Annotated in this window: 12 protein-coding genes; 1 reads left to right on the forward strand and 11 read right to left on the reverse strand. The window is 34.9% G+C overall.

The genetic code is table 11. The features are described 5' to 3' along the window. The 7 genes from ABWO41_RS00715 to recJ all read right to left on the reverse strand — a co-directional run. The coding region (locus ABWO41_RS00715; protein WP_353132044.1) for an ABC transporter ATP-binding protein at positions 1-611 on the reverse strand (611 nt) is incomplete at its 3' end. Positions 612-695: 84 nt separating this feature from the next. Beyond that, on the reverse strand, positions 696-1,505 hold the full coding sequence (locus ABWO41_RS00720; RefSeq protein ID WP_353132046.1) for an outer membrane beta-barrel protein: 810 nt from the start codon (positions 1,503-1,505) through the stop codon (positions 696-698). Between the two features lies 1 nt (position 1,506). Next, entirely contained in the window at positions 1,507-2,241 is a 735-nt protein-coding gene (locus ABWO41_RS00725) for a hypothetical protein (protein ID WP_353132048.1), read from the reverse strand. Continuing rightward, complete coding sequence (locus ABWO41_RS00730) at positions 2,222-2,794, reverse strand: RNA polymerase sigma factor (protein WP_353132050.1); 573 nt, start codon at positions 2,792-2,794, stop codon at positions 2,222-2,224. The genes ABWO41_RS00725 and ABWO41_RS00730 overlap by 20 nt, the downstream gene beginning before the upstream one ends. Before the next feature lie 71 nt (positions 2,795-2,865). Continuing rightward, on the reverse strand, positions 2,866-4,380 hold the full coding sequence (locus ABWO41_RS00735; protein WP_353132052.1) for a GH3 auxin-responsive promoter family protein: 1,515 nt from the start codon (positions 4,378-4,380) through the stop codon (positions 2,866-2,868). A gap of 160 nt (positions 4,381-4,540) precedes the next feature. Then, a complete protein-coding gene (gene lptB, locus ABWO41_RS00740) occupies positions 4,541-5,326 on the reverse strand; it encodes an LPS export ABC transporter ATP-binding protein (protein WP_353132054.1) in 786 nt (261 codons plus the stop codon). 114 nt (positions 5,327-5,440) lie between these two features. Then, entirely contained in the window at positions 5,441-7,141 is a 1,701-nt protein-coding gene (gene recJ, locus ABWO41_RS00745; protein ID WP_353132056.1) for a single-stranded-DNA-specific exonuclease RecJ, read from the reverse strand. Positions 7,142-7,245: 104 nt separating this feature from the next. Between recJ and ABWO41_RS00750 the strand changes: the two genes are divergently transcribed. Then, a complete protein-coding gene (locus ABWO41_RS00750; RefSeq protein WP_353132058.1) occupies positions 7,246-8,016 on the forward strand; it encodes an MBL fold metallo-hydrolase in 771 nt (256 codons plus the stop codon). Here ABWO41_RS00750 and ABWO41_RS00755 read toward each other — a convergent pair. From ABWO41_RS00755 to ABWO41_RS00770, 4 genes are all read right to left on the reverse strand, one after another. Next, on the reverse strand, positions 8,013-8,420 hold the full coding sequence (locus ABWO41_RS00755; RefSeq protein WP_353132060.1) for a response regulator: 408 nt from the start codon (positions 8,418-8,420) through the stop codon (positions 8,013-8,015). The genes ABWO41_RS00750 and ABWO41_RS00755 overlap by 4 nt on opposite strands. Before the next feature lie 288 nt (positions 8,421-8,708). After that, entirely contained in the window at positions 8,709-10,400 is a 1,692-nt protein-coding gene (locus tag ABWO41_RS00760) for an ABC transporter substrate-binding protein (RefSeq protein ID WP_353132062.1), read from the reverse strand. A gap of 111 nt (positions 10,401-10,511) precedes the next feature. Beyond that, positions 10,512-11,093 carry a YceI family protein gene (locus tag ABWO41_RS00765; RefSeq protein WP_353132064.1) on the reverse strand — a complete coding sequence of 194 codons (582 nt, stop codon included), beginning with the start codon at positions 11,091-11,093 and terminating at the stop codon, positions 10,512-10,514. A gap of 91 nt (positions 11,094-11,184) precedes the next feature. Continuing rightward, entirely contained in the window at positions 11,185-13,398 is a 2,214-nt protein-coding gene (locus tag ABWO41_RS00770; RefSeq protein WP_353132066.1) for an ABC transporter substrate-binding protein, read from the reverse strand.

Below are 13,398 nucleotides of genomic sequence, written 5' to 3' on the forward strand. Positions count from 1 at the left end.
GATAAGGCGTCTGAAGGATCGTGAGATACCATAATAAAGCTAATGTTCAATTCTTTTGATAAACGTTCAATATCATCCCTTAGCTGCTTTTTCAATATGGTATCTATCATACTGAAAGGTTCATCCAATAATAGTACTGTAGGCTCTGTAATAATGGCTCTGGCTATAGCTACTCTTTGCTGTTCTCCTCCGCTTAAATCTACAATTTTCTTACTGGCCAGATGATCTATACGTAAAAACTCCATTGTCTTTATTGTAAGATCATTTTTTGTTTGTAAATCGGTATTAGAAAGCTGACCTGAAATATTATCAAATACACGGGCGTATAGATTAAGCGTAACTTCCTGCGTGACCATCCGCATGTCATCATGACCGGGTATTAATTTTTCTGATGGTCCTAAAATTTTATTCCCTTCATAGAGCACTTCGCCTTCCTGCGGTACTAAAAGCCCATAAATTAATTTTAATAAAGTAGATTTCCCGCTTCCACTCTCTCCTACGATACTCACTATTTCTCCTTTATCGATCTCTAAATTAATTCCCGAAACACCAGAATGTTGGTGTTCTAAATAATTCTTAAAAACATTGTTGAGCCTAATCTGTGAAGCCATAAGAAGTCTGCAAAGGGTGTAAATATACAAAAACAAAATAGCCCTGTTTAAAAAACAAGGCTATTTCAAATATATGTAAAGGTATTAAAACCCAAATGTTAAGCCGAAAGAAAGATTTTTATATCCTTCCAATCCAGGCGCTTCGCTCTCTGCAAATACATCGTTAAAATAATATTTAAAGAACAAACCCGCGCAACCGTAGCCTAATCTTACGTTAGCTCCATATCTAAATTTTTCGAAATTGAAATCGTCTTTCACTTTGGTTTTTTCACCTGTTTCAGACTTTTGTTTTAATTTCCCATCTATTAGAAAACCTACTTCCGGTCCGGCTACAAAAGAGAACCTCTTATTATCTTTAGACTCGTTAGATCTGAATTCAAAATAGAGAGGAATTCTTAGGTATCTGTTACTAAATCTATTCTTTTTTAATTTCAGATTTGGATCTTCTGTATAATCCAGCACCGGGTTATCTGCCAAAATAGTTATGTCTTTCCTTTTAAGGCGAATATGATTCCAATCTAACCCTGCTGCCAGCATAATTTTGACGTTGGGATTGAAACGAACTCCAAATTGTAAAACATCCAAACCTATAGTATGCGTGGTCCAAACTTCATGATCTAAGAAGCTGTAATTGTCCGGAAAATCAAAATCGCTACCATTGTGATATTTACTTAAACCGATATCAAAATGTTCAAAATTGAATCCAAAATTAACCTTAGGAAACTTAGTATATTTTGTTTCAGATTTATTGCTATCTATTTTTCCTACTTGAATATTAACCCCTTCTGAACCAATTTCTATTTTCGCCTGCCGTTTTTTTACGTTTGTAGAATCTGTTTGTGCATTGGCAAAAAAAACTGTGCCAGCTAACAATAGTGTTAAAATTTTCTTCATATTAATCCGCCTTTCTATATTTTATCAAACCTAAATTTATTCCTGTTATCTCCATATCGCTCTCTTCTGTTTTGCTGACATGGATAATTTTGTTTTCTCGTTTATCTATTTTTCCTATTACGAAGTTCACTAAATCTCCCAAAGATTTTACCTTCTCTTTATTTTCTATTTTATCTGTATAAGCCAATATTTCCTCCTGCTCTTTAACTAAAGGTTCCTGCTCGATATATTTTTCCTCCCTACCGCTTGCTCCTGTATTCTTAACACTTACAAGTTGTGTTTCGTTCACCTCTACGGTATGTTTAGTTTTTTCAAAATCCGATTCTTGTTTTTCTTGCTTAGCTTTTTTCACGATCTTTTCGCCTATTTCTATAGAAGCCATTAATCTTAAGAACCGCTGTTCATTCTCTGCTTTATTGTTTGGCTTAAATGAAACAATCTCTCTGGGTGGTAATGGATTTTGGGTAAGCTGGTCTTCTAAAACAGAAACAGCTGCCAGCTCGTCAACTTTTCTTAGTTGAATTTTTTCATTTTCAGTTCTAAACAGTATTAATCCCAGAGCCAGTATAGCTATACAAGCTGCCGCCCAAGCAAAAGGAAACTTTTTCCTTCGATAGGATAATTTACTATTATCATTCTCTATTGAAGACCAAATATTTTTAGTAGGTTTTTCTTCAAATTGATCTAACGATACTTTAAAAAAAGCATCAAAATCTTTATCCGACATTGATTTCATGACCTTGCCTTTCTAACTTTTTTATTTTTTCTTTCAATACAGCTCTTGCCCTGCTTAACTGAACCTTTGAGGCTCCTTCTGTTATGCCCAATGCATCGGCTATTTCTCTATGCGAATAACCTTCTATAGCATACATATTGAATATCATTCTATGGATTTCCGATAACGTTTGTATCAATTTCATCAAGTCTTTAGCTTGCAGACTGCTTAGTTCAAATTCTGTAAAGACCAATTCTGCATTTGTCTCTTCTATATCTACCACACTAAGCATTCGTATATTTTTTCTATAAAATTCTATAGAAGTGTTTACCATAATTCTTCTTATCCAACCTTCGAAAGAACCTTCTCCCTTATAAGAATGAATATGCTTGAATACCTTGATAAAACCAGATTGTAAAATATCTTCTGCTTCGAATTTGTCTTTTGCATACCGCATACAAACACCAAGCATCTTTGATGCCGTCATTTTATATAAAAGCTCCTGAAAACGCCTGTCTGTTTTCTGACATCCTTCTATAATCTCCGAAAGCGAGTACTTGTTTTGCAAATTCATTTATTTATAGGTAAGACGAAGAGAAAATAAGAAAGGTTACAAAAAATAAAAAATCGCCTTATGGGGCGATTTTAATTTCTGATGATATCCAGGATTTCTTCCACATATCTTCTTTCATTAGCCAACCGGGGTACTTTATGCTGACCGCCTAATTTTCCTTTATTCTTTAGCCATTTGTAGAAAGTTCCGTTAGGAGCATGATGAACAAGTGGTCGTTTTAGTGCCATGTCTTTAAACCGTTTGGCATCATAATCAGAATTCACTTCACGTAAAGTATTATCCAGAATATCAATAAAACGATCGAACTCATTTGGAGCTCTCTCAAACTCAATAATCCATTCGTGTCCACCGGCTTCATTACCTGAAAAATAGATTGGACAGGCGGTATAGTCCAAAATCAGTGCATCTGTCTCCGAACAGGCTTTGGTTAATGCTTTTTCTGCATTCTCAATAATTACCTCTTCGCCAAATGCATTAATGAAATGCTTGGTTCTACCTGTTATTCTTATCCTGTACGGGCTTAATGAGGTAAATTTCACCGTATCTCCGATCATATAACGCCACAAACCACCGTTGGTCGTAATCACAATTGCATAATTCTTTTCTAATTCTACTTCATGTAAAGACAACGCCCTGGGATGTTCTTCTTCTATATTTTCCAAAGGAACAAATTCGTAATAAATACCGTAATCCAGCATTAGCAACAAATCTTTTTCAGAATTATGATCCTGAATTCCAAAAAAACCTTCAGACGCATTATAGGTTTCCAGATAGTACATTGATTGATTTGGAATTAACGAACTAAACTGATCTCGGTAAGGCTCGAAATTAACTGCACCATGAATGTAAAGCTCTAAATTTGGCCAAACTTCCATTAAATTGCTTTTACCTGTTATCTCTAAAACACGTTTTGCCAAAACAATTGTCCAGGTAGGAACCCCAACAATATTGGTTACATTTTCATTAATGGTTACACGGGCCATTTTTTCTATTTTCTCCTCATAATTGTCCATAAGTGCTATGGACATATCCGGAGTACGCATCAATTCGGCCCAGATAGGAATATTTTTGATTAAGACTGCAGAAAGATCTCCATAAAAAGAATCTGTGTTTAACTGATTAATCTGGTGGCTTCCTCCTAAAACCAGACTTTTTCCAGTGAAAATACGGGCTTCGGGATTGTTATTACAATAAATAGCAAGCATATCCTTTCCGCCTTTAAAATGACATTCCTCCAGAGATTCCTGTGTTACCGGAATAAATTTGCTTCTATCACTTGTTGTGCCCGAAGATTTTGCGAACCATTTAATTTCTGTAGGCCAAAGGATGTTTTGCTCACCTTTAAGCATTCTTTCTATATACGGCTTTAACGTATCGTAATTTTGAATGGGAACCCTTTCTCTATATTGTTCTACGCTTTCTATAGAACGATAATCATACTTTTTGCCCCACTCTGTCCCAATAGCGGAATGTATCAATTCTCCAAACCATTCTTCTTGTACTTCGTCTGGATATTTCATAAAAAGCTCGATCTGGTGCATCCGCTTTTTCATAATCCAGTTGAGGAAGGAGTTTACTATGGTCATTTCAGTTTTAGTGTTTAGTTGTTCGTTGTTAGTACCTGTCCTCGTAGTTTATTCGCGGATAATTTATGGAGTCCATCGGCCCACACACTATCAACGCTTATAAAATCTTAATGCTTAATTCTAATCTCAAATCTGCTGTCTTATATCTCAACTCTCCAATCTAAAGCCCCTCTTCATCTGGTCGGCCTACAGTTTTTAACTGTCCTTCAATTTCAAATTTCTTGATTTTCAATTCAAAATGCTGTCCTAAATAGAATTTCCTTGCCATTTCGTTTGATGCAATTTCCTGTGGTGTTCCGGAAAGCATAATTTTTCCTTCTGTTAGCAAATATGCCCTGTCTGTAATTGACAAGGTTTCATTAACATTATGGTCTGTAATCAGGATACCAATATTTCTATGTTTCAATCTTGCAACAATGGTTTGAATTTCCTCCACAGCAATAGGATCTACTCCCGCAAAAGGTTCATCTAATAAAATAAACTTCGGATCGGCGGCAAGAGCCCTTGCTATTTCTGTTCTTCTTCTTTCGCCCCCTGATAATAAATCGCCCCTATTTTTTCTAACCTTATGTAAGCTAAACTCGGTTATCAACTCCTCTAATTTTTCCTTTTGTTCAGCTTTAGAAAGCTTAGTCATTTCTAAAACAGCCATTATATTTTCTTCAACTGTCAATTTTCTGAAGACAGAAGCCTCCTGAGCCAGATAACCTATGCCTTTTTGGGCTCTGCGATACATTGGATCTTCGGTAATTTCCAGATCTTCTAAAAAAACATGTCCTTCATTAGGTTTTATCAAACCAACAATCATATAAAAAGAAGTTGTTTTTCCTGCTCCATTTGGACCTAACAGACCAACAATTTCTCCCTGCGACACATGAAAAGAAACATTGTTTACTACTGTACGCTGTTTGTATTTCTTTACAAGATTTTCTGCTCTTAATTTCATCTGTTATTTTATTGATTTCATTTGCCAGGTAGTTTTTTATGTTACCAGGAGAAGATTTTGATGTTTAAAATAATCATTCCCCGATATATTGTAAACATATTGGCCACAAAACTTTTAATAGGTTTTTATTCCTTTGATATTCAATTGAATGCTGCGTCTATCTTTCCAAACGTTTTCTTCTATAGTGTAGCAAATATCAAATGGCGTACCTCTGTTAATTTGCTCTAAATAATCTCCTAAACCAAATGCAATACATTCGAAAACGGAACTATCTTTTTGTCTAACACTCATTTTTAGATGATTGTTACCTACAATAGAACCGTATCCGTACGAATATACACCTCTTGTCATAAAAACAGGAACCATATTTTGTGGACCAAAAGGTGCAAACTGGTTCAATATTCTAAAGAACTTAGGCGTGATGTCTTTTAATCCTATGCATTTTTCTACAGTAATTTGCTGTATAAGCATGTCTTCGGTAATGCTTGAAGCTACTACAGATTCAAAACGATCAACAAACTTTTCTACGTTCTCTGGCTTCATGGTTAAGCCTGCGGCATATTTATGACCTCCAAACTGTTCCAACAAATCGCTGCATTCACAGAGTGCCTCATACAAATCATATCCCAGGACAGATCTTGCAGAACCTGCTACATACCCGTTAGATTCTGTAAGGACAACCGTTGGTCTGTAATATCTTTCTGTTAGTCTGCTGGCAACAATCCCAATAACACCTTTATGCCAATTTTTGTCGTATACAACTGTAGATTTTCTTTTGATCATTTCGGGCGAACTGCCAATCATATTCAGTGCCTGCTCGGTTATGCTGCTGTCGTATTCCTTACGCTCGGCATTTTTTAAATTAATTATAAAACCAGCATCTTCCGCCAATTGGGTAGAAGAGGCAATTAACAGTTTTACGGCATGCTTGGCGTCATCTATTCTACCTGCGGCATTAATCCTGGGACCAATAGAGAAAACTATATCTGCTATAGTAAACCTATCTGATTTTCCCGACAGTTCAATCAATGCCTTTAGCCCGTTGCAAGGGTCATTATTTAGTTTTTGCAAACCATAATAGGCCAGTACACGATTTTCTCCTGTTATTGGGACAATGTCTGAGGCAATACTTACCGCTACCAGATCGAGATATCGGCAAACTTGTTCGAAAGGAATATTATTTTTTGCTGCATAAGCTTGTGCCAGCTTAAACCCTAACCCACAGCCCGAAAGTTCTTTATAAGGATAATTGCAATCTCTTCTTTTCGGATCTAAAACGGCTATTGCATCCGGTATTTGTTCTCCAGGTAAATGGTGATCACAAATAATAAAATCTATTCCTTTTTGTCTGGCATACTCAACTTTATCCACCGCTTTAATTCCACAATCAAGAGCAATAATTAAGGAAACATCATTGTCTTCGGCAAAATCGATACCTTGTGTGGATATCCCATAACCTTCTAAATATCTGTCCGGAATATAATAGGTAAGATTTGTATAAAATTCTTTAAAAAAAGAGTATACCAGCGCAACAGAAGTTGTTCCGTCTACATCATAATCGCCATAAATTAATATATGTTCGTTTTGTTGGATAGCTTTTTCAATTCTATCTACAGCCTCTGTCATTCCGTTCATTAAAAACGGGTCATGAAGATCATGTAGCTCTGGTCTGAAAAAAGCCTTGGCTTCCAAAAAAGAAGTGATGCCCCGGTTATAAAGCATTTGGGCAAGAACATCACTAATGCTCAATTCTTCTGCAAGCTTATTAACTATCTCAAAATTTGTTATTAAGTGCTCTGCCCACCTTTTTTCCATATATTTGCAATGTGTAAACCCAGTAAATATACAACAATCAATGGCATCATTCCAACAAGAAATGCAAGCCACTGATATAAGGGTGATTATAAAAATTTAATACTTTGGAACTACATACTCTTAGCGAAGGATCTTATTCCGTTGATGCCTCTAAAAAATTTATTCCGTTTGATCCGACAGTTGATAAGCATAGCGACAGACCTGGCTCCTTGTTTATTCATGTTAATCCTTTTCTCATCAAAACGAGAAAAGAATTACTAATTTTGGATACAGGACTGGGCATGAATAACTCAAACGGTAATTTGATTATTCACGAAAACATTAAATCTGCCGGCTACAGCCCAGAAGATGTTACCAAAGTACTGATGAGCCATCTGCATTACGACCACAGCGGAGGTATGGTCTGGAATAAAGATGGAAAATTAGAACCCGCCTTTCCAAATGCTGAGTATATTATCAATCAGCAGGAATGGGAAATTGCATTTTCAAGTAACTCAAAATCTTATAGAACAGAGATTTTTGATGTAATACAGCGGTCAGGACAGGTTACTTTTGTCGAAGGTAGCGGTATATTAACAGATGAAATTAGTTATGAGCTTACCGGTGGACATTGTGAGTTCCATCAGGTTTTTCATGTTCTGTCTGGAGGAGAGCATTATTTCTTTGGTGGTGATATTCTTCCTGAGCCCGAACAGCTCATTAGAAACTTTATTGCAAAATATGACTTTGATGGTAGATTAGCGAAAGAACTTAGAGTAGAATACGGTAAAAAAGCGGCTATAGAAAATTGGATTTGCTTATTTTACCATTCGAAAGGCAAAACAGCAAGCCGTGTTAGTGGTGATGAACATGGTTTTAAAATAGAAGCTATTTAATCCTGTAATCCACTATATATATCTTTTATTTTATCTGTAGTAAGAGGTTTGGATATAAATTTACTTACTGTCGAATAGGTTTGAGCCTTAGTAATATCGTCGTTATAAACTGATGAGGACAACATATTAATTTTAATGTCTTTTCCTATTCTATCTTTAATTTTTTCAAAGGCATCTAAAAACTCCCAGCCATTCATAATAGGCATATTAATATCGAGGAGGATAATATCAGGCAGGTTATCTTTATCGCTAATATTTTCTTCTAAAAATTCTATCCCTTCTTTTCCATTTAAACAAGTAAATACTTTTGCAACGGGCGTAATCCTATCTATCAACTTTGTGGCAATGAAATTATTGATCTCATCATCATCAATAATTAAAATTTTTAAATTTTCGTTCGACATTCCACAAGCTTTTTACGATTATACCTATTTAAAAGTTCTCTAAAAAATAAAATACAAAATTGAGCATTAATACTTTACAAACCTGATTTTTTTTCACACTCTTTGGAGAACCACGGCGCTAGTTTTTACAATTTAAGTCACCAAACAACACAAGATTACACCAAAGTTAATTTCGATTCAAAAAAATTATATTTTTATAAAATCAATTATTAATTAGCCGGCCTAAAATAGTAAATTTGGTCAACCTGAAAAAACATTTAATCTATTTACTGCATTTTTGTACGTTACTCATCTTTTTGAGGTGACTTTTACCAGTTCTTCTAAAGTATCTTTTAAACGTTGTATAGAAATATGGATTTTATTCATGATGTCATTATTTGCATCCTGATCTCTACATTCAAAATCATAAAAATCCATCAGGCTCTCTAAATTAACAATTGGGGCTCTGATGTTGTGAGAAGTGATATATGCAAATTTTTCTAATTCAGAATTTGTAAATTCTAATTCTCTTGAAAGTTTATCCAAGTGGGCTTCTTTCTGCTTTATCTCAGAAATATCAATAAGCATTCCAGTATAAATTATAGGCAGGTTATCCGAATTGAATTTTCTGGCCTTTATAGTTAACAAGCGCCATTGATAAAGACCATCAATTTTTATTTGTACTTCTTCTGTAAAACTTTCTGGAAGTAAGCTTATAAATATATCAAACTTAGCTAAATCATGAGGATGTAAAGCCGCTTTAAAATCTGAGATATTATGATATATATTATCCGAATTATTTAAGCCCAATACAGATATAGAATCAGACACGAGACTCCAATCCCAAAGTATAATCCCCGCATTTTTTAATATTAGCTTTATACTTTCTTCGTTAAACCTGCTTCTGCTATCGGCCTCCAAAAGCTTTTGCTTCTCCTGATTGAGATTGTGTGTAACAAAAACACTCCTCATAAAGAAAAATAAAGCACAGATTACTAACAGAACAATAATATACACAAGAATCCTTTCATACACTTTCGATTGATCTCCCTGTGAGTACAGCAAACTATCGGTATTTTTATGAACACTGCTAATTCCTAATTGAGAGAAACGTTTCAAAATAAATTCCCATCGTCCTTTATTCATATGTCCTATTTCTACCAAATTAGGTCGGATCAGATCCTCCAATATAGCGAATTCGGCTTCCAGCATTTGCCTGTCCACACCACGCTCTTTCACACCGGGTAATAACAAAATGTAGTCGATTATCTCCTGTGGATGTTGTAAAGCATATTCCCACCCTTTTAACGATGCTTTTTTAAATTTCTCTACTCTTTCGGGATTATTTTTTGTTTCATATTCTGAGGTAAAGAGTATATCGCCATAAAAATCTACTCCATAATCAGAAGGCTCAATTTGTGTAGTCTCATATCCTCTTTTTGCGTATTCAAATGGAACTACCGACTTATATGTTACAATTGCACTTATGGTGGTATCTTTTAAAAATTCCTCTGCATTAAAGGGAACAAACTTTACAGAGTCCTGAGGGATACCTTCATTTTGCAATAATGAACGGAGTACAATACTACCCATTTCTGCCCCCATAATCTTTTTCCCGGATAAATCGGTAAGTTTGGAAATTCCTCTTTCCTTTATACTAATAATTACATAAGGCATGTGTTGAAAAATACTGGCTAATACCTTTACCGGTTTACCCTGCATGTAAGAGAGAAGTATGTCGCTTCCAGACACACCATATTGAGCTCTGTTCGCTAAGACTTCTTCAACAACGGCGCTCCCCTGCCTGTATTCTGTAATTTTTACATGGAGTTTTTCTTCTTCATAGTAACCTTTCTTCAAGGCTGCGTAATATCCTGCAAATTGGAATTGGTGTTTCCATCTTAATTGAAGGCTTACTGTATCTTCCTGTCCATAAATTGTTTGCACAAAAACTAATAAAACACCAACAATTGCAAACAGAATTTTTGAATACCATGCCATCTAGAATATTATTGTGTGCCTAAACTATCCAAAAAAATCAAATTTTACAATGATATAAAAAACAAAAGGCTCACCAATTATGATGAGCCTTTTCCTATAATTTTTTTTATACTATTTTGTTGCTACAAGCGTAATATTCAGTTCAAATTCATTATCGATTGCTTTGTCTCCAAGGCTATCGAAAAAGTTTTTAGAACCATATTTAATATCATACTTCGTTCTGTCTACTTTTACATTTTTTGCAACTGCTGTTAAAACTCCATTATTCAAAGTTACAGTCGCCGGAAAAGAAATTTCGTTAGTAATATCTTTAATAGTTAGCTTTCCAACTACTGTTTGTGTTCCGTTTACTAATTTACCTAATTTTGTTATAACAAATTTTGCTGTTGAGAATTTATCGGTAGCAAAGAAATCTTCATTTTTAAGATGTCCTTCTAATTTAGTAGCCCATTCGCCCTGTACATCTAATGCTTTAATGGAATTCATGTTAATAAGGAAATTACCTGATTTTAAAGATCCATTGTAGTTTAATGTTCCGGAAGAGAATTTCACCGTACCATTGTGCGCTCCGGTTACTTTACGACCAACCCACTCTATCACAGATTTTTCTGTATCTAATTTATAAGACTGTGCCTTTGCTGTAAATACTGTAAATACAGCAACTAACGCTATTAATAATATTTTTTTGTTCATAACTTTTTATTGTGCTACAAACATAAAAACAGAAATTAGATGTTCAAACATATATTTTTTATTTTTGAATGTATTTACAATCTATTGACAGTTAGAGCCTCTTGGAGAAAGCGATAGTAAACGTAGAGCCTTCACCGACTTTACTATCTACAAAAAGTTTACCCGACAATGATTCTATCTGGGATTTCACTAAAAACAAACCAATTCCCTTGCCTTCTATGGTTGGTTCAAAACGCTGATATAGTTCAAAAAGACGATGCCCGTTTTTATGCAAGTCTATGCCAATTCCATTATCTGTAACCTTAAGATATATATTATCTTCATCTTCAGAATTGGATATATGTATTTTTAAACGTCTTTCTCCGTTTCGATATTTAATAGCATTTGTTAGCAAGTTCAGAAAAATACTCTCTAAATATCCCTTCGAATATTTGAAGCATCGTACCTGAAAATCTAAAGTAATCTCTGGAGCTATTCGTTCCAGTTCCATATTTATGGATCTGCATGTATCTTCAAATGTTGATTCAAAATCTACAATCTCTAATTTTGGCAGATCATTTTTAGAATTTGAGATAATCTCGATAAGATCGTTTAATGTATTGCTCAGCCTCTTTACAGACAAATCTAATTTTTCAAAAATCTGACTGTTTCCTTCCGTCAGGTCTAATTTATCAAACATTTCCATAAGAGCCTCAATATTAACAACAGGAGCCCTTAAGTTGTGCGAAGTGATATAAGCGAATTTTTTGAGTTCTTTATTTCTGTGCATTAATTCTTCTGATAACTGGCGAAGTGCGTCCTCTTGCTTTTTTATATTGTCTATATTTACAACTACACCATGAAGCTTTTTAACCTTCTTATCCTCGCTTTTGATGATTCTGAAAGAGACCAAGACATATATATCCTCTCCGTTTTCCTTTATTAGCCGTAATTGGTGCATACTTAACCTTCTTATTCCGGCCAGATTTGCACCCAATGATCGCTTTAAGATGGGTATGTCTTGTGGATGTATAAAATCAAAAATATTCTTGTGGATAGGTAACTTAAAAAAATCTATACCTAACAAAAAACACCACTCTTTCCCCACTATAAATTCATGAGTATTTACATCCCATTCCCACAAGCCTATATTTGCGCTTTTTATCGCTAGCTTTAGTTTAATTTCGTTTTGCTTGGCTATATTCTCTGCAATTTTTCTGTTCTCTACTTCTATTTGTAATTCCCTGGTTTTTCGGTCTACAATTTTAATTAATCTCCTGTTCCAGATAAAAATTAGCATGAATAACCCGGCAAGCAGAATCGCAATAAGTATTATTGCATTGCTAATGTTTTCCCAATTCAGTTCTTTTCGTTGATAAATCAATCCATCTATAGAGGCAGAAGCAGGAATTATACTTAATTCCTTATACATGTCCAGCATATTCTGGAATCGCCCCATATTAACATGACCTATTTCCACCAAATTCGAATAGATAAGTTTTTCGGTTTCCCGAGCCTCAAATTCCAGGTTTTCTCTACCAATATTTCTATCTTTCACGCCCGGAAGAGTCAAAATATAAGATATTATTTCATCCTGATGAGATAAAGCATATTCCCAGCCTTTTATACTAGCCCTATTAAAAGCATCTACTATTTCGGGGTTTTCGTCTGCATATTCTTTCGAAGTAAATATTAAATCTCCGTAGAAGTCCAAACCGTAATCCCGGGGGCTTATTAAAAAAACATCGTGGCCAGCTTTTTTTACCTGAAAAGGCTCTACTGTTGCATAGGCAGATATGGCATCTACTTTCCTGTTTATAAGATCTTGATTATTCCACGAATGTTTTAGCAACTTTATTGAATCCGGAGAGATACCTTCCCTAAAGAATAGAGATCTCAAGAGAAACCACCCCTGGTCATTAGAAGCCATTACTTTTTTCCTGTATAAGTTCAAGGGGCTCCGGATTCCGGATTCTTTCAATACCATGAAAATATATGGAGAATGTTGAAATATTACGGACGTTACTACAACTGGCGTTCCTTTTATATATTCATATAAAATATCCGAACCTGTAATACCAAAGTCGGCCTGCCCTTTAGTTACTTCTGTCAAAGGCGATTTTCCATCTCTTCCCTCTATAAGATGGACATCTAACCCTTCTTCTTCGTAGAATTTTTTGACATAGGCTGCGTAATAACCTGCAAATTGGAATTGATGATGCCATTTTAATTGTAATTTCACTTGCTTTCGCGGCTGTGCATTAGCATAAAAACAAGAAGATATAACAAGCAAACCTGTTACAAAAAAATGGATAAACCGCTTCAT

It is taken from the genome of Pseudopedobacter sp. (genome assembly GCF_040392825.1).
In the GTDB taxonomy this organism is placed as follows: Bacteria; Bacteroidota; Bacteroidia; order Sphingobacteriales; family Sphingobacteriaceae; genus Pseudopedobacter.